This window comes from Pseudomonas versuta, from assembly GCF_001294575.1.
In the GTDB taxonomy this organism is placed as follows: domain Bacteria; phylum Pseudomonadota; class Gammaproteobacteria; order Pseudomonadales; family Pseudomonadaceae; genus Aquipseudomonas; species Aquipseudomonas versuta.
This window is the reverse complement of record NZ_CP012676.1, coordinates 1,464,013-1,487,267: the sequence shown is the minus strand read 5'-3', so window position 1 is coordinate 1,487,267 and position 23,255 is coordinate 1,464,013. Positions and strand designations below refer to the sequence as shown.

Annotated in this window: 20 protein-coding genes and 1 pseudogene; 8 read left to right on the top strand and 13 right to left on the bottom strand. The window is 60.9% G+C overall.

Annotated features, from left to right (window positions below; translation table 11 throughout):
- Both glcF and AOC04_RS06680 read left to right on the top strand, forming a co-directional pair.
- Nucleotides 1-1,218, top strand: coding sequence for a glycolate oxidase subunit GlcF (gene glcF / locus AOC04_RS06685; RefSeq protein ID WP_060691735.1), 1,218 nt, complete (start codon nt 1-3; stop codon nt 1,216-1,218).
- A 30-nt stretch (nt 1,219-1,248) separates the two neighbouring features.
- Entirely contained in the window at nt 1,249-1,650 is a 402-nt protein-coding gene (locus AOC04_RS06680) for a heme-binding protein (protein ID WP_060691731.1), read from the top strand.
- A gap of 116 nt (nt 1,651-1,766) precedes the next feature.
- Here AOC04_RS06680 and AOC04_RS06675 read toward each other — a convergent pair whose 3' ends face one another.
- From AOC04_RS06675 to benA, 8 genes and pseudogenes are all read right to left on the bottom strand, one after another.
- Nucleotides 1,767-2,741: an AraC family transcriptional regulator gene (locus AOC04_RS06675; RefSeq protein ID WP_060691729.1), complete on the bottom strand. Its 975-nt coding sequence runs from the start codon at nt 2,739-2,741 to the stop codon at nt 1,767-1,769.
- A gap of 172 nt (nt 2,742-2,913) precedes the next feature.
- Nucleotides 2,914-4,113: a benzoate/H(+) symporter BenE family transporter gene (locus AOC04_RS06670; protein ID WP_060691727.1), complete on the bottom strand. Its 1,200-nt coding sequence runs from the start codon at nt 4,111-4,113 to the stop codon at nt 2,914-2,916.
- A gap of 73 nt (nt 4,114-4,186) precedes the next feature.
- On the bottom strand, nt 4,187-5,125 hold the full coding sequence (gene catA / locus AOC04_RS06665) for a catechol 1,2-dioxygenase (RefSeq protein ID WP_060691725.1): 939 nt from the start codon (nt 5,123-5,125) through the stop codon (nt 4,187-4,189).
- Nucleotides 5,126-5,227: 102 nt separating this feature from the next.
- Nucleotides 5,228-5,465 (bottom strand): annotated as a pseudogene (locus AOC04_RS06660) (aromatic acid/H+ symport family MFS transporter); the annotation flags it as partial.
- 60 nt (nt 5,466-5,525) lie between these two features.
- On the bottom strand, nt 5,526-6,284 hold the full coding sequence (locus tag AOC04_RS06655; RefSeq protein ID WP_060691722.1) for a 1,6-dihydroxycyclohexa-2,4-diene-1-carboxylate dehydrogenase: 759 nt from the start codon (nt 6,282-6,284) through the stop codon (nt 5,526-5,528).
- 33 nt (nt 6,285-6,317) lie between these two features.
- A complete protein-coding gene (benC, locus tag AOC04_RS06650) occupies nt 6,318-7,331 on the bottom strand; it encodes a benzoate 1,2-dioxygenase electron transfer component BenC (protein ID WP_060691720.1) in 1,014 nt (337 codons plus the stop codon).
- Nucleotides 7,332-7,393: 62 nt separating this feature from the next.
- The gene (gene benB, locus AOC04_RS06645; protein ID WP_060691717.1) at nt 7,394-7,882 is read right to left on the bottom strand and encodes a benzoate 1,2-dioxygenase small subunit; all 489 of its coding nucleotides are present in this window, start codon (nt 7,880-7,882) and stop codon (nt 7,394-7,396) included.
- Nucleotides 7,879-9,243, bottom strand: a complete 1,365-nt coding sequence (gene benA, locus AOC04_RS06640) for a benzoate 1,2-dioxygenase large subunit (RefSeq protein WP_060691715.1) — start codon at nt 9,241-9,243, stop codon at nt 7,879-7,881. The genes benB and benA overlap by 4 nt, the downstream gene beginning before the upstream one ends.
- Nucleotides 9,244-9,587: 344 nt before the next feature.
- On the opposite strand from benA, the gene AOC04_RS06635 reads away from it, so the two are divergent.
- The 3 genes from AOC04_RS06635 (at nt 9,588) to AOC04_RS06625 (ending at nt 12,488) form a co-directional block, all read left to right on the top strand.
- On the top strand, nt 9,588-10,280 hold the full coding sequence (locus AOC04_RS06635; RefSeq protein WP_060691713.1) for a 3-oxoacid CoA-transferase subunit A: 693 nt from the start codon (nt 9,588-9,590) through the stop codon (nt 10,278-10,280).
- Between the two features lie 8 nt (nt 10,281-10,288).
- Nucleotides 10,289-10,930 carry a 3-oxoacid CoA-transferase subunit B gene (locus AOC04_RS06630; protein WP_060691711.1) on the top strand — a complete coding sequence of 214 codons (642 nt, stop codon included), beginning with the start codon at nt 10,289-10,291 and terminating at the stop codon, nt 10,928-10,930.
- Nucleotides 10,931-11,150: 220 nt separating this feature from the next.
- The gene (locus AOC04_RS06625) at nt 11,151-12,488 is read left to right on the top strand and encodes an MFS transporter (protein WP_060691709.1); all 1,338 of its coding nucleotides are present in this window, start codon (nt 11,151-11,153) and stop codon (nt 12,486-12,488) included.
- A 116-nt stretch (nt 12,489-12,604) separates the two neighbouring features.
- Here the strand turns inward: AOC04_RS06625 and AOC04_RS06620 are convergent, their stop codons facing one another.
- Nucleotides 12,605-13,582: a GlxA family transcriptional regulator gene (locus AOC04_RS06620; protein ID WP_060691707.1), complete on the bottom strand. Its 978-nt coding sequence runs from the start codon at nt 13,580-13,582 to the stop codon at nt 12,605-12,607.
- 106 nt (nt 13,583-13,688) lie between these two features.
- Between AOC04_RS06620 and AOC04_RS06615 the strand changes: the two genes are divergently transcribed.
- Nucleotides 13,689-14,237 (top strand): acyl-CoA thioesterase, encoded by a 549-nt coding sequence (locus tag AOC04_RS06615; RefSeq protein ID WP_060691705.1) that lies wholly within the window; start codon nt 13,689-13,691, stop codon nt 14,235-14,237.
- Nucleotides 14,238-14,270: 33 nt separating this feature from the next.
- Here the strand turns inward: AOC04_RS06615 and AOC04_RS06610 are convergent, their stop codons facing one another.
- Nucleotides 14,271-15,170 carry a LysR family transcriptional regulator gene (locus AOC04_RS06610; RefSeq protein WP_060691703.1) on the bottom strand — a complete coding sequence of 300 codons (900 nt, stop codon included), beginning with the start codon at nt 15,168-15,170 and terminating at the stop codon, nt 14,271-14,273.
- A 306-nt stretch (nt 15,171-15,476) separates the two neighbouring features.
- On the opposite strand from AOC04_RS06610, the gene aroE reads away from it, so the two are divergent.
- Both aroE and AOC04_RS06600 read left to right on the top strand, forming a co-directional pair.
- Nucleotides 15,477-16,292, top strand: a complete 816-nt coding sequence (gene aroE / locus AOC04_RS06605) for a shikimate dehydrogenase (RefSeq protein WP_060691702.1) — start codon at nt 15,477-15,479, stop codon at nt 16,290-16,292.
- Between the two features lie 55 nt (nt 16,293-16,347).
- Nucleotides 16,348-17,793 (top strand): MFS transporter, encoded by a 1,446-nt coding sequence (locus tag AOC04_RS06600; RefSeq protein ID WP_060691701.1) that lies wholly within the window; start codon nt 16,348-16,350, stop codon nt 17,791-17,793.
- 151 nt (nt 17,794-17,944) lie between these two features.
- Here AOC04_RS06600 and AOC04_RS06595 read toward each other — a convergent pair whose 3' ends face one another.
- The 3 genes from AOC04_RS06595 to AOC04_RS06585 are packed head-to-tail and all read right to left on the bottom strand — an operon-like array spanning nt 17,945 to nt 23,096.
- Nucleotides 17,945-19,486, bottom strand: a complete 1,542-nt coding sequence (locus AOC04_RS06595; protein ID WP_060691700.1) for a TolC family protein — start codon at nt 19,484-19,486, stop codon at nt 17,945-17,947.
- A 2-nt stretch (nt 19,487-19,488) separates the two neighbouring features.
- Entirely contained in the window at nt 19,489-20,733 is a 1,245-nt protein-coding gene (locus AOC04_RS06590) for an HlyD family type I secretion periplasmic adaptor subunit (protein WP_060691699.1), read from the bottom strand.
- Nucleotides 20,730-23,096 carry a type I secretion system permease/ATPase gene (locus AOC04_RS06585; RefSeq protein ID WP_060691698.1) on the bottom strand — a complete coding sequence of 789 codons (2,367 nt, stop codon included), beginning with the start codon at nt 23,094-23,096 and terminating at the stop codon, nt 20,730-20,732. Before AOC04_RS06585 ends, AOC04_RS06590 begins: the two co-directional genes overlap by 4 nt.
- Nucleotides 23,097-23,255: the final 159 nt, after the last annotated feature.

Below are 23,255 nucleotides of genomic sequence, written 5' to 3'. Positions count from 1 at the left end.
ATGCAGACCCTCTTGAGTGAACAGGCCAGACTTCTGCCCCGCGCAGCAGAGGCCGAAAGCATTCTGCGCAGCTGCGTGCATTGCGGCTTCTGCAACGCCACCTGCCCCACCTATCAATTGCTCGGCGACGAACTGGACGGCCCGCGCGGGCGGATTTACCTGATCAAGCAAGTACTCGAAGGCCATGCACCCACGGCGAAGACGCAACTGCACCTGGACCGCTGCCTGTCTTGTCGCAACTGTGAAACCACCTGCCCGTCCGGGGTCGATTACCACAACCTGCTGGATATCGGCCGCGCGGTGGTCGACGCCGCCGTGCCGCGCCCTGCGGGCCAGCGCTTGCTGCGCCAGAGCCTGCGCGCAGTCGTGCCGAACCCCGGACTGTTCAAGCGTCTGATCAACACCGGCGAACGCTTGCGCGCCCTGTTGCCCGAAGCGCTCCAGGCCAAGTTGCCGCGCAACGTGCGTCCTGCCGGGGAACGAACGACGGCGCGGCATCCGCGACAGGTACTGATACTCGAAGGTTGCGTGCAGCCGAGCCTGTCGCCCAACACCAATGCGGCCACGGCGCGGGTACTGGACCGCCTGCAAATCGGCGTGATACCGGTCAGCCAGGCCGGCTGCTGCGGTGCCGTGGACTATCACCTGGATGCCCAGGAGGCCGGCCTCAATCGCGCCCGACGCAATATCGACGCCTGGTGGCCGAGCATCGAAAACGGGGCCGAAGCCATCGTGCAGACAGCCAGCGGTTGTGGCGCCTTCATCAAGGATTACGGGCATCTGCTAAGCCACGATCCGGCCTATGCCTTGAGGGCTGGCCGGGTCAGTGCCCTGGCCAGGGATCTGGTGGAGGTGCTGCGTGACGAGCCCCTTGAGCAATTCAAGGTCAACGCTGCAACGCGCATCGCCTTCCATTGCCCCTGTACCCTGCAGCACGCCCAAAAACTTGGCGGCGCGGTAGAAGCCTTGCTGAACCGTCTGGGCTTCAACCTCACGCCGGTCCCGGACAGCCATTTGTGCTGCGGCTCGGCGGGCACCTGGTCGCTGACCCAGCCCGAGCTATCGCGCCAACTGCGCGACAACCGGCTCAATGCTCTGGAAAGCGGCCAGCCGCAACTTATCGTCACCGCCAACATCGGCTGCCAGATCCACCTCGACGGCGCCGGTCGCACCCCGGTCAGGCACTGGATCGAACTGGTCGAAGAGGCCCTGATTTAACCGAACCAACAGCGCCCATTGGAGAGCCCCATGAAAACCAAAGCCGTATTGAGCCAGACCGAAGTCAGTCAGATCCTTGGCGCTGCACGCACAGAAGCGCGGAACAATCAGTGGGCGGTAAGCATCGCCATCGTCGACGACGGCGGCCATCCGCTGGCCCTCGAGCGTCTCGACGGCTGTGCCCCGATCAGCGCCTATATCGCCATGGAAAAGGCCCGCACTTCAGCTTTAGGCCGCCGTGAATCAAAGGGTTATGAGGACATGGTCAATGGGGGTCGCCATGCCTTTCTGTCGGCGCCACTGCTGACCTCGCTGGAAGGCGGCGTGCCAATCATTGTTGACGGCCAGGTGATCGGCGCAGTCGGCGTATCGGGGGTCAAGGCCGAGCATGACGCCCAGGTCGCCAGCGCCGGGGCACAATGCCTGAAGTGAGTCAGCGCCATCAATCATGGGCTCGGGATGATGGATCCACCAGGCCGCGAACGTCCAGAGCGCGGGCAGCGTTTCAAGCACTGTCCGGGCGCCGGGCTTTCAGTCCAGCCCCGGCCTCAACCGATGGCCATCCGTTGCGCGCGGCGCTTCAAGGTGTCGGAAGGCAACTCGGTGAATTGCTTGCGATATTGTTCGGCAAATCGCCCCAAGTGGACAAAACCATAATCAAGGGCCAGTTCGGTAACATTGCGCACGTTGCAGCTGGGATCGGCCAGGCACGCCTGGATCCGTGACAGCTTCTGCTCACGGATAAAACGTTGCGGGGTCGTGCACATGTGCTTCTCGAACAGGGCGTACAACGAGCGCACACTCAGCTGCGCCTGATCGGCCAGGCTCTGGACACTGATGTCGTGCTGAAGGTTGCAAGTAATGTAATCCAGCAGACGCTCGAAGGTGCTGCTGGAACAGGCCAGGTGTTCGCGCCGCACGTTATTGCGCATCAGGGTCAACATCTTGCTGGCGACTATATGCGCGTAGTGCTCCTGGACCCGGGCCAGTGCAGCACCGTCCTCGGCCTCGGTGCAGATGGTGGCCAGTAACGGTACAAACGCTTGCAGTTGATCCAGCGCATAGCGCTGTTGCAGAAAACGGATGCCTTCGCGCGGATAAAGCCAGCGCTGCTCCTGGCAGATCGACTCCAGCAGCCTGGTCGGCACTTTCAGAATGAATTTTTCGCAGTCATGGGAATACGTCAGGTCTACCGGATCATCGGGGTTGATCAGCAGCAGCTCCCCGGGCACCAGATGGTGCACTCCGGTGGGGCTACGCCACAGGCAGTCGCCGCGCAGCAGAACCTGCAAGTGGAAGATGTCCTCCAGCGCATCGGATACCACACGCACACTGGAGCCGTAGCTGATCCGGCAAAGGTCCAGGCTGGCAAACTTGCGGTGGTTCAGTTGCGCCTGGGCACTGGCTTTGCGCGGCAGGTGAATACAATGGCTGCCGACATGCTGATTCACATAGCCGGATACGGCATGCGGGTCGGCGTTCTTGAACACCTCACTGCGCTCGCTTAGCAGGGGCATATTCATGGCGGTCACTCTTATATTATTTTTATCAATCAGGCGCAGTACAACTGTGACAGGTACAGGCAGGCCTTGCGATTCTCGACCACGATCCGTTGCAATACCAATACAAATAAGGTTAGGCACCATACCTGTAAGGTATTCGGACAGCCCGGATGCGCTGCAAAAAACGCAAGGGCTAACCCTCGGTCGATGTTGCGCACACACTGACCGGGCGACGCTTGAGCATCACTACATGCACCGTCAACCCCAGCAGCAAGCCCCAGAACGGTGCTGACAAGCCCAGAAAAGAAACCCCCGACACGGTCACCAGAAATGTGAACAGGCCGGCATCACGGTCCTTGGCATCAGACACGCTGCGCACCAGCGCATCATTGATCGCGCCATACAGCGCCAGACCGGCCAGGCCCGCGATCAACGCGTGGGGAAAGGCTGCGAATACCGACACCACCGTGGCCCCGGCCATACCCAGCAACAGGTACAGCAAACTGCCCGACAGCGCTGCGACGTAACGGCGCCGGGGATTCTCATGGGCTTCACGCCCGGTACACAGGCTGGCTGTCACGGCGGCAAGGTTGAGCCCGTGACAGCCGAAAGGGGCCAGTAGTGCTCCGACCAGCGCACTGGCTGTGATCATCGGGCTGGCAGGCGTGGTATAGCCCGCGCCGCGCAAGACGGCTATCCCGGGCATGAACTGCCCGGTCAGGGCCACCAGCAGCATTGGCAACGCCAGACTCAAGGTGGCGGACAGACTGAACTCGGGCACGATCCATTGCGGGGTCGCCCACGCAAACACCAGGGCTTCGCGGCGAAATTCACCGCTGACCAGGGCAATGCCCGCCCCCACCACCAGCACAGCCGCCACCGCATAGCGCGGCCACAACTTGCGAAAACCGATGTAGGTCACAAACATCGCGCCGATCATCACCGGCGCCTCGGGTGCCGAGCGAAAGGTTTGAATACCGAAGCTGAACAGAATGCCGGCCTGCATCCCTGCAGCAATCGACCCCGGCAAATGGGCCAGCAATTTATCGAACACTGCGCTATAGCCGATCACCCACAGCAACAGGTTCGCCACCAGGTAGGCACCCACGGCCTGATTCAGGCCGATCTCGGGCAGCGCCGTTACCAGCAGCGCGGAACCCGGAATCGACCAGGCCACCACCACCGGAACCCTGTACTTGAGGGACAGGAAGGCACCGAGCACGGCAGAACCGATGGAAATCGCCCATACCCAGGACGACAGCTCAATGGCTGACAGGTGCGCCTGTTCAGCCGCATGGAAAATGATGACCAGCGGGCCCGCGTAGGAAATCAATGTAGCGATGAACCCGGCAATCACAGCCGACAATGACAGGTCGCGAAACAGAGTTGGCATGTGTACCTCAACGTCGCCGGGATTTGAGTGCCGGCGCACCCTCACCCGGCCGGGTAAAACATTTGGCGTGGCCTCAGCTTTCCTGCAATACCCGCGGGCGCTGGCTGCGCTGCTCGCCTGCCTGACTGGCAGCCGGCTGCAACTGAAAGTCGAACTCAAGCGCTGCATGACGGCCGTCCACTCCCCGGGCGCGGGCAGCCGCCTGGTCGTCGACAAACACCACCTGACCCACCAGGCCGTCGCGGGTCGCGAAAGCAAAGTCATCCCACAGGTACTTGTCCCCTGACAGATTGATCTGGGTGGTCAAGTGCCGGTAGCCCGCAGCCGAGATGAAGTAGTGGATATGCGCCGGCCGCTGGCCGTGGCGTCCGAGCAGGTCCAGACACTCCTGGGTCGGGCCGGCCGGGTTGCAGCCGTAGCCGGACGGCACGATGGAACGCGCGCGATAGCGGCCCTCGGCATCGGTGACAATGCGTCGGCGCAGGTTGTACTCCGACTGGCTGGAGTCGAAGTACGAATAGGTACCCCGGGTGTTGGCATGCCAGAGATCGACAATCGCCCCCGGGACCGGGTTACCGTCGGTATCGCGCACCACACCTTCCAGAAACAGTGCCGTCGCACCCCCCTCTTCACTGCCATCGTCAAGCCTCGCCTCGCCCTGACTGAGCGGTGCCCCGGCCACGTACAGCGGGCCTTCAATGGTGCGCGGGGTTCCGCCCACGTATCCCGCATCGGCGTCCCTGGCGTCTTGCAACAGATCGAGAAAATGCTCGATGCCAAGACCTGCGACCAACAGCCCTGCCTCGTTGCGGGCACCCAGGCGATTGAGATAATCCACCGCAGCCCAGAACTCATCGTCCGTCACCTCCAGGTCTTCGACGATGCGCGCCACCTCATTGACCAGACGCAGCAGCAACTGTTTGGCCCGCGGGCTGCCCTGATCGCTGTTCGCACCGCTGACCTCCTTGAAAAAGGCCTGGAGCTCGGGGGTCTGGGAAATTTTCACGGTCATTCTGACTACCTCTTTTATTGATTTATTTTGCCCGGGCCTGTCACGCCGCACTCAGGCCTGAGCAGGCAACGCCGCGGGAAACGCGCGCCGCCTGGTGCTGACAGCAAAGCTGCCGAACACCAGTGCCCCGAACATCATGCCGAACAAGGCATAACTGCCCAGCGCCCCGGCCTGTAGTGGCGTCCCCCCACTCCCGCATGATCACCGTCAGTACTACGCCGTAGATGAACAGGTCATAACCATCAAAAATCAGCAGCAGAGCGCACCACAGCATGACCATCCAGTGGAATCGGCCAAACCGGGCATTGTCGACAATTGCGTGAACATCCAGAGTTCCCATCGCTTTTATTCTCTTGTTGTTATGGGGCGCCTATGTTTCGGGTACCACTGTGTATCGGGCTCAGCCCAGGTCGCCACCGCCTACGGGCAAGGTAACGCCGGTGATATAGGACGCGTCATCGGACGCCAGGAACAGAATGGCCCCTACCTGTTCGTCGATCGATCCGTAGCGTTTCATCAAGCTGCTGTCCTTGGTCTGCTCGACGATCTGCGCGTACCACTGCTGCTCTTGCTCGGTGGCGGCAGCGCTGTTGCGCGGTATCCGGCGCGGCGGTGCATCAGTGCCCCCGGGGGCAGTGGCATTGACGCGCACACCACGCCCGGCGGTTTCAAATGCCAGGCAGGCCGTGAGGGCGTTCACCCCGCCCTTGGCTGCGCCATAGGGCGCACGGTTGACCCCGCGCGTGGCGATGGAGGACACATTGACGATCACCCCGCTGCCTTGTTCCAGCATATGCGGCAGCGCGCTGTGACAGCACCAAAGGGTCGGGAACAGCGAACGACGCACCTCCGCCTCGATCTCCGCAGGCAGATAATGTTCAAAGGGTTTGGCCCAGATAGTGCCGCCGACGTTGTTGATCAGGATATCCAGCCTGCCGAAGTGCTCGACGGCCCGGGCAACCACCCGCTGGCAATCTTCATAGCGTTCCAGGTCTGCGGTCAGCGCCAACACTTCGGGTGCCAGTTCATGCACCAGTTCGCTGCGATCGACCGCAACGACCCTGGCCCCTTCCAGCAGCAAGCGCTCCACAACCCCGCGGCCTATGCCTTGCGCCGCGCCGGTGACCAACGCGACTTTATCGTTGAATCTCATGCTCATGATGATCTCCAGACCTTTATCGTAGCCGCGTGTTCAAGCAGCGCTGGCGGCGAATTTTTCGTAGTAGAAGTTGGCAGGGGAAATGCCCTGCTCGCGGATGTACTGGCTCACGGCTTCAACCATAGGCGGCGGTCCGCACAGATAAATATCCACATCACCGCCATTCAAATGCTCAGGGGCAATGTGCTGGGTGACATAGCCCTTTTGCGGCCACTCGCTCTGCGGGTTGGCCACGCAGGCACTGAAGGTGAAATTGGGAATGCTCGCCGCCAGCGCTTTCAAACGGTCGATTTCCACCAGATCAAAATCGTTGGTCACGCCATAAATCAGGTGCAGAGGATGATCACTGCCCTTTTGCGCGATGGTCTCAAGCATCGCCGTAAACGGCGCCAGACCGGTACCGCCGGCCAACAACAGCAAGGGCCGCTTGATCGGGCGCAGGTAAAAGCTGCCCAGTGGACCGGCCAGGCTCATGGTGTCGCCGACCTTGGCCAGCTCGGTGAGAAAGTGGCTCATCAGGCCGCCGGGTACATTGCGAATCAGGAAGCTGACACGCCCGTCCTTCTGTACCGAGCTGAAAGAATAGGCACGGGTCTGATCACTGCCCGGCACATTCAGGTTTACGTACTGACCCGGCAGGAACGTCAGGTCAGCCAGCCCCTGCCCCTGAATCGACAACGACAGGGTGCTGTCGGACAGGCGACGCACTTCCTGGATGGCACCTTCATAGGAGGACTGGCCGGTCTTGCAAACCTCAGAAGACGTCGGGATATGCACCACGCAGTCACCCTTGGCGCGCATCTGGCAGGTCAGGACAAAACCTTCGCCAGCCTCTTCAGCGGTCAGGGCATCGTCGATGTATTCCTCGCCCAGATCATATTCACCGGATTCGGCGAAGCATTTGCAGGTACCGCAGGCGCCGTCGCGGCAGTCCAGGGGAATGTTTATCCCTTGGCGGTACGCCGCGTCGGCAACGGTTTCACTGGCGTTGGCGTCGATAAAACGGGTCACGCCGTCTTCAAAATTCAGGGCAATCTTGTGGCTCATGGCATACCTCGCATGACTGCACTCCCCCCGCATACTGGGCGGGCGCTGGAATGCAGCCCGATTTACAGGTGGTAAATATCGATGACCTGGCGGACATAATCGTTTTTCAGCACGACTTTCTTGGCCTTGATCAACGGCTGCTCGCCGCGGGTATCGAGGGTGTAGAAACTGCTGCCGAAATAGCTGTCGACCGTCTTGTAGCGAAAGCTCAGGGTGTGCCAGTTGAAGCGCACTACGCACTGGTCGCCGCGCTGCTCGATGATCTCGATATTGCTCAAGTTATGGGAGGTGCGGGTGTCCGGGATGCTGGCACTGGAACGCTCGGTCTTGATCCGGAAAATACGGTCTTCCAGACCTTCCCGGCTGCCGTACCAGATCAGCGAGATTTCGCTTTGCGGGTCTTCGGTCAACTCGTCATCGTCATCCCAGGACGGCATCCAGAACGTCGCATCGGCGGCGTAGAGTTCCAGCCACTGGTCCCACTGTTTGTCGTCCAGGTACCGGGCTTCGCGGAACAGAAAATCGCGCACGGTATCGTATGACAGGCTCATTGGACCTCCCACGCAGGAATTTTTCCTGCCTGTTCAGTGGCCACGGCTTGCAACATGGTGTCTTTCCAGTACTTGTGCTGCTCCACAAACAACCCTTCGTCTTCGGTGCGCACGCCGCTGAGCAACGGCTGCAAATCAATCTCCAGCGCCGCTTCATCCGGCCCTTCGACCCAGTGTTCGGCACCACGCGACATATCGTTCCAGGCCGTAGCGCTGCCTTGATAACCCATCTGGCAGGAGCGGAATTCCTCCAGGTCATCGGGGGTGGCCATGCCGCTGACGTTGAAGAAGTCCTCGTACTGGCGAATGCGCCGCGAACGGGCTTCTGCGCTCTCGCCCACCGGGGCGATGCAGTAGATGGTGATCTCGGTCTGGTTGACCGAGATCGGCCGGGCAATCCGGATCTGCGAGCTGAACTGGTCCATCAAATAGACGTTGGGATACAGGCACAGATTGCGCGAATTACCGATCATCCAGTCGGCGCGGGCCTGACCGAAGTCATTGACCAGCTCATCACGGCGCTCGTACAACGGTCGGTCCTGCGGGTTCGCCCAGCGCGTCCAGAGCAGCATGTGACCTTTGTCGAACGAGTAGAAGCCGCCGCCACTTTTAGCCCAGCCACCGGCACTCATGGTCGGGTTGGTATCACCGCACTGGCGCTCCTTGCGCTGGTTCTGGGTGGCGGCATAGTTCCAGTGCACCGAACTGACGTGGTAACCGTCGGCACCGTTTTCGGCGGTCAGTTTCCAGTTGCCCTCATAGATGTAGCTGGAGGAGCCGCGCAGGACTTCCAGGCCATCGGGGGACTGATCGACGATCATGTCGATGATCTTTGCCGACTCACCCAGATGTTCGGCCAGCGGCACCACATCGGCATTCAGACTGCCGAACAGAAAACCACGGTACGACTCAAAGCGGGCGACTTTGGTCAGGTCATGGGAGCCTTCGCAGTTGAAGCTGGCGGGATAACCTGCGTTGCCAGGATCCTTGACCTTGAGCAGCTTGCCCGAGTTGTTGAACGTCCAGCCGTGGAACGGGCAGGTATAGGACGACTTGTTGCCGCTTTTGTGCCGGCACAGCATCGCTCCGCGGTGACTGCAGGCGTTGAGGAAGGCGTTGAGTACCCCGTCCTTGTTACGCGCAATAAACACCGGCTGGCGGCCCATTTGCAGGGTGATGTAATCGTTTTTCTGCGGGATCTGGCTCTCATGCGCGAGGTACAGCCAGTTGCCTTCGAAAATGTGCTTCATTTCGAGGTCGAACAGGCGGGGGTCGGTAAACATCTCACGCTTGCAGCGGTAGAGGCCTTCATCGCGGTTTTCTTCGAGCAAGGAATTGAGGTACTCGACGCCTATGGACATGGCCTGAGACTCCATTGTTGTTATGTGGTTGTGGCAGTGTCACCGACCTGTGCGTGCGGCAATATCCGTTGCGTGCAGACCGTTATCCGCTTTGTGCAAAACGCCACGGTGGCCTAGCTGTACACAGTGAGGGCGTGCGTTATCGGGTGCGGGCAACAGATCGCGCCTCAGGGCGCAGGTGCACAGAGGGCAATTTCACCAAGCGTTCGTTAATCGCACGACATCGCATGTGGCGTCGCCCTCTCGGGTTCGATGTTTGGCACCCTATGCACATGCCGGACCGTTGCACGAACGGTCGGCCAGCACATTGATCTGTTCATTCAACCTAAAATCAGGAGCACGCCTTGATCAACAAAACCTTCGAATCCATCGCTGCCGCAGTGGATGGCATTGCCGATGGCTCGATCATCATGGTGGGGGGCTTCGGCACCGCCGGCATGCCCTCGGAACTGGTGGACGGTGTGATTGCATCGGGCGCTCGCGACCTCACCATCATCAGCAACAACGCCGGCAACGGTGAAATCGGCCTGGCTGCACTGCTCAAGGCCGGGCGTGTCGCCAAGGTCATTTGCTCGTTCCCGCGCCAGTCCGACTCCTATGTGTTTGACGAACTGTACCGGGCTGGAAAAGTGCAGCTGGAGGTGGTGCCCCAGGGCAACCTGGCCGAACGCATCCGGGCGGCCGGCTCGGGAATCGGTGCGTTCTATACGCCGACCGGGTACGGCACATTGTTGGCCGAGGGCAAGGAAACCCGGGTAATCGAGGGCCGCAACTTTGTACTGGAAATGCCGTTGCGCGCAGACATTGCCCTGATCAAAGCCGAAAAAGGTGATCGTTGGGGCAACCTGACCTACCGTAAAGCCGCGCGCAATTTTGGACCGATCATGGCCATGGCGGCGACCACGGCCATTGCGCAGGTCAACCGGATCGTCGAGCTGGGCGAACTGGACCCCGAACACATCATCACCCCGGGGATTTTTGTCCAGCGCGTGGTTGCGGTGCCATCCGCCCGCTCTCCGATCGCCAACGTCAACTGAGGCCCACCATGACCGTCATTAACAAACTTTCGCGCAACGAAATGGCCCAGCGCGTGGCCAAGGATATTCTCGAGGGCGCTTATGTGAACCTGGGCATTGGCGTACCGACGCTGGTGGCGAACTACCTGGGGGACAAGGAGGTGTTCCTGCACAGCGAAAACGGCGTGCTGGGCATGGGCCCGAGCCCGGCCCCTGGAGAGGAAGATGATGACCTGATCAACGCCGGCAAGCAGCATGTGACGTTGCTGGCCGGTGGCGCCTATTTCCATCACGCCGACTCGTTCTCGATGATGCGCGGCGGGCACATCGACATTGCCGTACTGGGTGCTTTCCAGGTTTCGGTCAAAGGCGATCTGGCCAACTGGCATACCGGAGCCGAGGGTTCGATACCGGCGGTGGGCGGCGCGATGGACCTGGCCACCGGCGCACGCCAGGTATTCGTGATGATGGATCACCTGACCAAGAGCGGCGAAAGCAAACTGGTGCCGGAGTGTACCTACCCGCTGACGGGCATCGCCTGCGTCAGCCGCATCTATACCGACCTGGCGATTCTGGACGTTACCCCCCAGGGCCTGCGAGTGCGTGAGATCCTCGCGGACATCAGCTTCGAAGCCTTGCAGGAACTCAGCGGCGTGCCATTGCTTCAATAAGCCACAGCCCGCCCACCCCCACGAGGTCGCCCGCGGCCTCACTGCACCTGAACCGGGCTCAATGGCCGGTATCTAGAGTTCCTCCCCCGCCAGCCATACCCTGGGGGTATTGCACGGCACCCAAATGATATTAGACGCTGACACCCCCCGCCTTTAGCCTCTGCTCCGGCAGGCTGCGCCTGCACATAACTATAAAAAATCTGGAGCCGCCGGAGCCGCCATGAGCACGCACTATTCCATTCCCGAGTTGATCGACAGCAGGCAAATCAGCGCCTTTCAATGGCGGGTCTTCGCACTGTGTTTTTTGGTTGCCATCCTCGACGGTTTCGATACCCAGGCGATTGCCTTCACCGGTCCTTCGATCATTCAGGCCTTCGGACTGGGAGCAGGTGCGCTGGCGCCGATCCTGACCGCCGGGATTGTCGGCATGGTGCTCGGGGCGATGGCTCTGGGTTTACTGGCCGACAAGTTCGGTCGCCGGCCGATTATTATCGCGGCAGTCGCACTGTTTGCCGTTGCATCCCTGGCGACAGCCTTTGCCCGGACCACGGAGCAGATTCTGGTCTTGCGGTTTATCGCAGGCATCGGCATGGGCGGCGCGACCCCCGTGGTGCTGTCGCTGGCGGCCGAGTACGGCAGCGCCAGACAACGCGGCACGATCATGACCACGGTACTGCTGGGTTTGCCTGCCGGCGCCATTCTGGGCGGTTTGCTGGCCGCCTGGATGCTGCCGTCCATTGGCTGGCAAGGCATCTTTGCGGTGGGCGGCATCGTGCCGCTGTTGCTGCTGGCGGTATTGATCTTCGCCCTTCCGGAATCCTTGTATTTTTTAACCAGACGCCAAGGCAATGTCAGCCGCAACAAGATCGGGAAAATCCTCGGTGCCATCAGCAAAACCCGGATTTCCCCGGACAGTACCTACAGTGTTCCGGAACTGGAGGTAAAAACCGGGGTGAGCTCTTTGTTCAGCGCAGGGCTGGGCCGCAACACGCTCGGGATCTGGACCGTCTACCTGTTCAACTGGGTTGCGTGGTTCATGCTTTTGTCCTGGTTACCTACCGTCCTCAAAGCCACCGGCCTGCCGGCAGAGCAGGCCCCCATGGGCACGGTGGCGGTCAATACGGTGTTTGTGGTTTGCGCGATCCCGCTGTCGATCATCCTGCCGAAAATCAATACCCGGCTATTGCTGCTGATCCTATTTGTATTTGGTATTGCCCTCTGCCTGGGCCTGGCTAACAGTGGCAACCACTGGGCACTGGTATTTACCCTCGCCGGTTGCGCAGGCCTGGGCATTGGCGGTCAGCAAATCGTCTTGAACTACATGGTTGCCCAGGCATACCCCACCGCATTACGCGCAACCGCGACAGGCTGGGCCATTGCGCTGGGGCGTGTGGGAGCGATCATCGGCTCTGCGAGCGGAGGCTGGTTTCTCGAACACGGCGGCCCCGCCGGTTATTACAGCGCGCTGGTGGTGCCGTTGGTGATTGCAACGGCAGGCCTGCTGATCATTCGCCCCCGGCCCGAGGCAGCCGAGTGCCAGCCGCTGGCGGCGCATTGAGACTCGCGCCGGCACCGGGCGCGAACTTTGGCGATGCCGGGGGGCACCGCTGACAGGGTCAGGTCCCGCTGGCTCGCGATGGCGTTTCTGGTAAGCGCATTAAGGGCGAACCGCACTTACGGCGCTGAATCGCTCTGGGCTGGCTGGAATTTCTTGCGATAAGCCACCGGCAACAGACCCACCCGCTGCACAAACAAGCGGCGCAAGGAGTTGCTGTCTTCGTAGCCCACGGCATAGGTGATGCTGTCCAGGGTCATGCGGGTGGACTCCAGCAGTTGCTTGGCCCGCTCCAGACGCAGGGTTTGCAGATAGGCAATGGGGGTATGCCCGGTGGCCTCCTTGAAGCGACGCTTGAAATTGCGGATGCCAAAACCGAAACGCCGGGCCAGATCGTCGATCAGCACCGGCCCGGCGAAGTGTTGCTCCAGCCAATGCTGGACCCGCAGGACCTCTGCGTCGCCATGGCTCTTGGGCAACGACCACATGGCGTATACCGACTGCTCGCTGCGCACGTTATCAATCAGCAAGTACTTGCTGCAGGTGTGCGCCAGTTCCGCAGAACCGAAGCGGCGTATCAGGTGCAAAATCAAATCCATCGCGGCGCTCGCACCACCGCTGGTGATTAGCCGGTGTTCTTCGCAGAGGATCTGCGCCTCCTCCAATATCACTGCGGGGTAGCGCCGGGCAAAAAGCTCGGCAAAAGCCCAGTGCGTGGTGGCGCGCAAACCCTTCAGCAAACCGCTCTCGGCCAGCATGAATGCACCGGTGCACATCGATGCGATCACCGCCCCCTGCGTGTGCTGGCTGCGCAGCCACGGGCCATAGGCCGAAAACCCCGGCAAAGCCTCTTTCAAGGTGAACAGAAACCCCGGTATCAGCACCAGATCGGTCTGCCCGACCTGGGCCGTCGACCGGTCAACTTGCAACTGTTGCCCGCCCCAGGCAGTGACGACCTGGCCATCAAGCGAAGCGACCACCACGGTAAAAGGCGCCTGCGCACTGCCGGCAAACAGATTGGCCGCACCGAGCATTTCAAGGGCGAGCGTGGCGCTTGCAGCCGAGCATTGGTCGGCCAGGAGCAAGGTAATGTGCATGAAAGATCCAGGTTGCGCTTTTCGCATGTAATAAGTCATTTGCGCACCTACCTGACCTGATTCCTCCCCGCTACAGTGCAGCCTTCAATCACTGCCCGGCGTACTTATGAATCTCTGGTTTCGGTTACTGCTCATGCTGTTTCGGCGCCCCTGGCGCAAGCCTGTCGATGGTCTGGACAGTACCGTGGTACGGATGCGTGTCTGGCCGCTGGACCTGGACTTCAACCGCCACGTCACCAATGGCAGGTATTTCACCCTGGCCGATGTCGGGCGCATGGATTTCGTGCTGCGCAGCGGCGCATTTCGCGTGGCCATGCGCAATAAGGCACTGCCGATTGTGGGTGATACCTGGGGCAAGTTCCGCCGCGAACTGAAGCTGTTCGAAGCCTTTGAAATCCACACCCGCCTACTGGGCTGGGATCAAAAATGGAGCGTGATGGAGCATCGTTTCATCAGCCGGGGCCGAGTGGTCGGGGTTGTGGTGATGCGCGGGTTGTTTCGTTCGGCCAAGGGCACCATCCCGTCCGCAGATTTTGTCCGTGAACTGGGATTGGCGGAGGTATCGCCAGCGATGCCCGAATGGCTGCAAGCCTGGGCGAAAAGTTGCGACGACATGAGCGCTCAGTTACGCGAAGAAGAACAGCTGCGCAGATAACTGCGCGGGCTTGACCCTGGCGTGCCTGGCGCCCTAAACGGACGCCGGGCCCGACGCGCGATAGAGCTCGTCGAGCACCTGCATCAGGGCCCGCTTGCGCGGGTTCTCAAGGCCCGTCCAGGCAACCCCTATGCCCGCGCCGCTCATGGCCAGTGTCAGCGGGCGGATCACCACCCCGGCCGGCAGCGCCGAGGCAGCACCATCTGGCAGGATGCCAATTCCCAGACCGGCGGCCACCAACGCTAACAGGGTGGGAAACTCGCCCATCTCCCGGGCAATCGTCAGCGTTATCTTGCGCCGGTGAAACCCCACCAGCATCTGGTCATACAAACCGGGGGCAAACTTTCGCCCCAGCACCAGTAGCGGACACCCGAGCAGATCCTGCGGCTGTATTCGACGCTTGGCACACAGCGGGTGGTCCTGAGCCAGCGCCACCACCAGCGACTCCTCAAACAGCATGCGGGTGTGCACGCCGGACACATTCAAGGGCAGGCGTACCAGGCCAAAATCCAGAGCATTGTCCAGCAGGCCGCGGATCTGCAGCTGCGAAGGCATGTCCTTGAGGTCAAGTTCGATGCGCGGGTAACGCGCCTCCAGAGTGCGTATCAGCACCGGCAACAGGTGCGACAGGGTTGAAGATACAAATGCCAGACGCAGCACCCCCACCTCTCCGGCCGCGGCCTGCTGCAACACCTCACGGGCGCGCCCGGCCTGGCGCAGGGTCGCCAGGGCCTCAGGCAGAAATAGTGCGCCCTCCTCGGTCAGCTCGACCCCGTGCCGGTCACGCTCGAACAATTGCGCCCCTACATCCTCCTCCAGGGCTCGTATTTGCGCACTCAAGGCCGGCTGGACAATGTGCAGACGCACCGCCGCACGACCAAAGTGCAGTTCTTCGGCCAAGGCCGCAAAAGCCCGCAAATGTTTGAGTTCCACTGATCCTCCGATTCGCTAATGCGTCTTTGGTGATCACCAGCGGTGATCACGGCATCACCATAAACGATTGGCACGCCAGGGAGATAGCAGTTGAAAGTGGCGCCATTGAACCATTCATGAATCCAAGGAAGGAGACAGGCATGATCAACCACATTCACCCGAACGTGCGCCGGGGCAACGTTGAGTCACTGCGCGGCGCAGCAGCTTGCCGCGCCTGCCCAGCGTCCGGTTTGGTCAGCGCCCCGCCCTTGTTCCCCGGTGGCGGCCTTACCCGCGCCGCCCGACTCTCACGCCAAGGACTCCAATATGCCTCACTCCCTGCCAACCCTCTGCGGCTCAATCATGGGCTCAGCATTTTCGCTTTCGGCCAGGATCCACAACGCGGCTTACGCGGCCCTGGGCCTGGACTACACCTTTGTCTGTTTTGGCGTCGAAGATCCGGTAGCCGCGGTGGCGGCCATCCGCACGCTGGGCGTGCGTGGCATGAATGTTTCCATGCCCTACAAAACGGCGGTAATGCCTCACCTGGATGCAATCGACGAATCAGCACTGGTGATTGGCGCGGTCAACACCATCAATAACGTGGACGGCGTACTGACCGGCTACAACACCGACTACCTGGGCGCCATTCGCGCCCTGCAGGAAGTCACTGCTCTGGATGGCAAGCGGATTGCTGTGATCGGTGCCGGCGGCGCAGCCCGCGCGGTGGTCTTCGGTTGCGTGCAAGCAGCGGCTCGGGTCACGGTGTTCAACCGCAGTGCCGAACGCGGTGCGGCCCTGGCCAAGGATCTGGGTGCCGGCTGGGGTGGTAGCGTCGAGGCCTTCACGGCCAGCCACTTCGATATTGTCATCAACGCCACCTCGGTGGGCTTCAAGCAGCCGGACAACAACCCGCTCGATGGCCGCCTGGCCAGCCATCTGGTTGTCATGGATGTGGCGTTCATGCCGGTGCAGACCGCGTTGTTGCAGCAAGCCAAAGCCCTGGGTTGCTGCACCGTGGCCGGCACTCGCATGCTGGTGCATCAGGCGTGTCGACAAATCGAGCTCTATACCGGCAAAACTGCACCCATCGACATCATGGAGCAGGCCATGCTTGAGGAAATACAGCGGTTGAAATTGTAAGCCCCCGACTACCTGTCAATAACAAGATGCCGTAAAGGCACCTGGAGTTACCAAGATGACTCACGATCATGCTGCATCCGACACCGCCCAGATCCCTGACGGGCAAGAGCGCAAGAAAGATTTGCACCGTGCCGCCTGGGCCTGCTCCCTGGGCAGCGCTCTGGAATATTACGACTTTGCGCTGTATACCCTGGCCGCGGCGCTGATTTTCGGGCCGCTGTTCTTCCCCGAACAAACCCGCGCCATGAGCCTGATCGCCAGTTTCGGCACCTACTTCCTGGGCTTTGCGATACGGCCGCTGGGCGGCGTGCTGTTCGGCATGATCGGTGACCGCGTCGGGCGCAAATTCGTGCTGGCGTCGACGGTGCTGCTGATGGGGGTTTCCAGCACCCTGATCGGTGCCCTGCCCACCTTCCATCAGGTCGGCTATCTGGCCCCGGTATTGCTGGTGGTTCTGCGCCTGCTGCAGGGTCTGGGTGCCGGTGCCGAACAGGCGGGTGCAGCGGTGATGATGACCGAGTATGCCCCCCAGGGGCGACGCGGGTTCTACGCCGCCCTGCCGTTTCTCGGCATCCAGCTGGGCACTATCCTGGCAGCGGTGGTGTATTTCCTGGTGGTCAGCGGCAATGACAACGTGATCGAGAGCGGGCTGTGGCGCGTGCCGTTTTTCAGCAGCGTGGTGATCGTCGGGCTGGGCCTGTACATGCGTCTGTCGCTCAAGGAATCGCCGACCTTCCTGCGCCTCAAGGCGCTCAAGCGCGTCAGCGTCAACCCGCTGAAAAGTGCGATGAAACACTCCAGGGCCACCTTGCTGATCGGCATCGGCCTGCGTTTGGGGGAAAACGGTGGCTCGTCGATTTACCAGGCGCTGGCGGTGAGCTACATCGTTGGGGTGGTGGGGTTGCAAGGGCCTGTGGGCGTGCTGACCCTGATCTGCGCAGCCTGCCTGGGCGCAATAACCGTACCGATTGCCGGCAAGCTCAGCGACCGCTTTGGCCGCGTCGTGGTGTACCGCTCCTTCGCATTTCTGCAACTGGCCCTGGCCTTCCCGGTCTGGTGGGTGCTCAGCCTGGGCAACGTAATGGCGAGCATCATTGCCATCTCCATCGCACTGGGCATCGGTACCTGGGGCATGTTCGGCACCCAGGCGGCGCTGATGCCCGAGCTGTTCGGCTCGCGCCACCGCTATATGGGGGTATCGATTGCCCGGGAAGCCTCGGCAGTGATCGCGGGCGGCATTGCGCCGCTGATCGGTGCCGGCCTTATCGCCCTGGTGGTGGCCAGCCACGACGGCGATGCCAACGCCGGTGTCGGCGCCTGGCTGCCGATAGCGTGCTACCTGACCCTGCTCACGTTGATCACCCTTTACACCACATACAAGACCCCGGAAACCCTGAACCGCGATCTGGACGAGCCCCGTGATGCCTGGGAAATCGCCCATGCTGCAACGCCAGCCCCGGTACATGTTCAGCCTGAGGTTGCAGCCTCAACCGGCAGGTAGACGCTCGTACCACGCCCCCTAGCAGGAGCGAGCTTTTCAAGACCCACAGAGCTCGCTCCTACCGTTGAGATAGCAGTCGTTTAAGTCAGCGGCATTGTTTTTGCCAATGCCTGGCGCGCAACAGGTTGAATCAGCCAGCTCAGAACGCGGTTCAGTGCTGCGCGCTCAACCATTGCACCAGGATGCCGGCACTTGCGTATTGCCGCACAATTGCCTGGTAGCCGTCGAAACGGCTGCTGATCTCACTGACCTGGTTGCTGAAGTGATCGCTCTCAGCACTCAGTACATCCAGAAGCGTACGTTTACCCAAGTGGTACCACTGTTCGTAGAACGCCTTGCGTATCTGATCGGTTTCAGCCGTCAAGTCCCGGTATAGCTCGGCGCGTTCAAGCAAAGTTCGGGCATCGTGACTGGCATTGCGGATGTAGTACTCAAGATCCATACGCTGCTGCCCGGCTTCCTGGCGGCCGGCCTCGGCACGCTGCAATGCTGCGCGCTCGGCGGCCCGTGTCGACCCGCCACGGAATGCTGCCCAACTCACCGCCAGCGAGGTTTGTAATGGCTGGTTGCGGCCCATGCCATCTTCGGCAGTGGTCTTGCTGATCACCCAGTTCAGTTGTGGCAACGAGGTTGAACGTACGACTTGCGCCTGCAATTGCGCAGCCTCGGCGCTGGATTGAGCCCGCTGGATATTGGGATGGTCATCCACGCGTTGCAACAACCCGTCCAGGCTGGCCAGGCGGATGTTCCATTCGCGGGTGCGAGGGATCATGAGCGGCCGTTCACCGACCAGTTTGCGCAACTGTATCTCGGCGCCCGTGGCCTGGGTTTGCGCGTTATCGCGCGCCGACTGCGCCTGGAGCAAACGCGCCTTGGCCTGAGTCAGTTCGCTGGAACGGCCTTTGTCGACCGCAACGATCCCGGCGAGCATCGTTACCAGATCACTCATGCGATTTTCGTACTGCTGGCCAAGATCGATGATGATGCGCTGCTTGCCCAATTCGACCATCGTAGCCAGCACTTCGAATGCCGAGTTTTCCAGCTCCGCCTCAATACTCGCATTAGCGGCCTGCGCCAGATGCTCGCGACTCTCGATGGTCTTGCCAATACGGCCCCAGTCATACACTGGCGTGGTTACATTGAAATTGATCCCCTGTGTGCTGGTGCTGACGTTGTCCTTCCCCGGGCCGAGCCTGGCCGTCTGAGACTGCATGGCAATACCCAGCTGCGGCCAGCGCTGCCCTTTGGCTTCATCGATATCGTCCACTGCGGCCTGCTGTTCGGCCTGCATGCGACGGACCAGCGGGCTGCGCTCGGCCGCGGCCTGTACGGCGCGCCAAAATATTGCCCGCAATTCATGTTCCGACGGGCCCGCTACAGGACTGCCCGAACGCGCAGCCAGACGTTGCGGTAACGCTGCCAGCGCGACGGCGGATACGCCCGCCAGCGTTTGATCCTCAACCGGCAGTGCCTTCAAGCCCGTAGCAGCCGACCCTTTGAGCGCCCCGATAGCGGCCACTGGCACCACCGTGTCAAACCCCGGGGATTGGTCATCAGCGTGCAAGGTGATCGAGTACAAACTGGCCGACAGGCAGATCGAGAAGGACCATCTCAGGGGAGCGCGACACTTGCTCGCCAAGCGGCCTGGAGCCGTGTGTCGAGACTGCCCGGCACGGGCGAAATTGAACATCATGATCAGCGCTCCCGGAAGGCTTCGCGAGCCTTGAATACGGGTTTGAGCAGGTAATCGAGGATAGTTTTTTCACCCGTACGGATTTCCACCGACGCCAGCATGCCCGCAATGATCGGCAGTCTCTTGCCACCGGCTTCAAGTGTGCTGCTGTCGGTCAGTACCAGCACCCGGTAATAGGTGTCGTCGGCACGTCCTGCGGCGGCTTTTTGATCGTCTTTGAGCGTGTCCGGGCTGATGTACTGGACAACGCCCTTCAAGCCACCATAGATGGCGTAGTCGTAGGCCGTGATCTTTACGGTTGCCGGCAAACCTGGGTGCAGGAACGCCACGTCGCCGGGACGAATCTTGCCCTCGACCAGCAACTGCTCCTCCAGCGGTACGATTTCGAGGATATTTTCCCCTGGCTGGATAACCCCGCCGATGGTATTGACCCGCACGTTTTTTACCGTGCCGCGCACCGGTGCAGTGACCGTGGTGCGATCAACAATATCCGCTCTACCGACCAGGTTTTCATTGGTTTGACCCAGCTCCATTTCCATTTTGCTCAGCTCGGAGTTGGCGTCTGCACGGAACTTGTTGGTGCGCTCGACGATTTGCGACTGGATGTCATTGGCCTGACGCTTCATACGCAACAACTCGACCTCCGACATCAGGCCTTTGGCTGCCAGCGGTTCTGCCATGCGGATCTCACGCAGGGTCAAGGTATGGCTGCGCTCCAGCGCGGACACGCTTTCATTCAGCGCTCGCTGGCGCGCATTGAACGCTTGGGTTTCCTGGGCCACGATGCTTGGGTCCTGCTTGACCATGTCATCGAAATCCAGAGGAGTCTGATACGCCTCAGCGCGTAAACGAGTGATGCTGGCCCGCAGGCCGATGACTTTGGACAAGGCCTCGCGGTAACTCGACCGGGCACGGGTCGGGTCAATTTTGAGCAGCACTTCACCCTTCTCGACCACCGCGCCTTCGCGAACATACATGTGTGCCAGGATCCCGCCTTCCAGGCTCTGAATCATCTGTTCACGGCTCATGGAAATAACTCTCGCTTCTGCCTGGGTGATTTCTTCAACCCGCGCATAGCTGGCCCAGACAAGCCCGCTGATCACTACCCCCAGGATCAGGTACAGCACCAGTTTGGAACCAGGCGTCGTCTGGGCCAGCAACGATTCCTGGATGTCATTCATGAACGCCGCATCGCCGGGTGCCAGCGCTGCCTCGCCCCCCTTGCGGCGGAAAATTTTGCTGATCATTGCTCCGTATCCTGTTGAGCAGGCGCTGTACGCACGGGCTCGCCAGCCGCTGGTACGCGGCCTGGATGACTGGCCGCATCAGGGGCTGGCGCAGTGACTGGCCGTTGCGGGCCGGCCTTGGCTTTAGCAGGCACCCCTTGTGCCTCGCCGCTGGCTGCGCACTGCCCGTGGGCGTTGCCCGACAAGGTCGCGAGGACTTTGTCTTTGGGACCGTCGGCGACCACCTTGCCGTCGTCGACCACGATGATGCGTGTGACCAGGGCCAACAGTGATGGCCGGTGAGTAACGACCACCATGGACTGGCCTTCGGTGGCCCGCTTGAGGTGCTCGAGGAACAGCACTTCAGTCTGGGAATCCATCGCGCTGGTCGGCTCATCCAGCAACAGCAATTGCGGACGGGCAATCAGGCTGCGTGCCAGCGAAACCAGCTGGCGCTGCCCGCCGGAAAGGCCTTCGCCCATCTCGCCGATCGGCAGGTTGATACCGTTGGGATGCCGGGATGCAACATGGTCCAGGCCGGTCAGGCGCAGCACTCGCATAAACTCTCCGGCGCTGGCCTGGGGACGGCCAATCATCACGTTTTCACGCAAGGTGCCATAGAACAATCGGGCGTCTTGCCCCACATAGCCTACCGCTTGGCGCCAGTCGGCCGGGTCGATCTGGCTAACGTCTAAACCATCGCTGAACATCTGCCCGCTGACCGGTTGGTAAAGGCGCGCCATGACCCGCAACAGCGTCGATTTACCGCTGCCGATGCGTCCCAGAATCGCCACACGCTCACCGGCCCGGATCTTCAGGTTGATGCCTTCGAGTATCGGCGGGTTGGGTTGCATCGGCGGCGCCGGATAAGAAAAACCGACACCTTTGAGGGTCAACTGACCAGTCAGGTGCGGCTTGGCCAGGTACTCGGTCTTTGGGTCCCGGTCCACGGGCATGTCCATCAATCTGTTCAGCGACTGCATGGCTGCCTTGGCCTGCTGAAAACGTATGGCCAGCCCTACTACCTGACCCAGCGGTGCAGTCGCGCGACCAGCCAGCATCACGGTAGCAATCAACGCCCCCATACTCAGGTCACCGGCATCAATCAGGTAAACCCCGGTGATGATCAGCAGCACGGTTTGAAACTGCTGGAAAAACGCGACCATGCCGGTGGCTGAGTTGTTCATCTGGCGCGATTTAAGCGAGGTATTGGCTGCCAGTGCGCTGAAATGTTCCCAGCGCCGCTGCATGTAGGCTTCACCGCCTACGGCTTTCAGGGTTTCCAGGCCTTCTACCGATTCGATCAGCACACCTTGCTTGAGCGACGACTCACGCAGGTTTTCTTTCATGGTGCGCGCGAGCGGCCATTGAATGGCAATGCTGATGATCAGAATCAACGGAATCAACATCAGAGGAATCCAGCCCATTGGGCCGCCGATGGCAAAAATCACCGCTACGAACATCAACACGAACGGCAAATCAGAAATAGTCGCGAGGGTTGCCGAGGTCGCGAAATCACGCACCGATTCGAATTCACGCAGCTGGTTGGCAAATGAGCCGGATGACGCCGGTTTATGTTCCATCTGCACTGACAGCGCCTGGCGAAACAACAGGCTGCCCAGCACCAGGTCCGCCTTTTTCCCGGCGACGTCCAGCAGGTAGGCCCGCACGTAGCGTGCAACTGCCTCAAAGATCATCGCGATGGCCACACCGATGCCCAGCGACCACAAGGTGACAAAGGCCTGGTTGGGCACCACCCGGTCATAGACGTTCATGGTGAAAAAGATGCTGGCCAGCGCCAGCACGTTGACCAGTACCGCGCCGATGGCCGCACTGCGGTAGTAGCGACGGTAGCGCCACAGAGTGCTGAACAACCAGTGGCCGGCAGCCCGCGGCGTTTGATCGCCGGCGCGGGTATCGATCCTGGCTGTTGGCTTGACCAGAACGGCATGGCCGGCATACATCGCGTCCATCTCTGCCTGGCCGAGTTCGACAGGCTCGTAACCGAGCTCCGGCAAAACCAGCTGGTAGCGGTAACAGGTTTTTTTTTCGCTATCGGTTTCAATGCGTCGATCCAGCAAAATGCAGCCACCCTGCTCTTTGCGTAGCAGGATCATTGGCATCAACTGCTTGGGCAGGGCATGCAGACGCCGGTCCACCAGACCGGCCGTGAGCCCGGCATTGGCCAGCGCTGCCAAGGCCAGCGACGGCGAGAGCAAGCTGCCCTTGGGCAGGCCGGCGGTGAGAGCCTGGGGCGATTTGCCCAAACCATAGTGGTCACACATCCATGACACGCTCTGCAAGAGCGAATCCTGGACAATGGTTGAAGACTCAGGCACCGCCCGAGCCTCCATGCTTGAATTGACAGGCATGTCTCTGGCCATCACATGCTTCCTGAAGAGGGCTCGCCAGACGGCGAAATGGGTATTGGTCGATCGCCCGCAACTGTCGGGGGATCACTTCCCGGGGGACCTTGGGTCCGTTGGGAATGGTGTTCAATAAGGTGTGAAGACATGCTGGCAGTGGTTAAACAAGCGGTGATC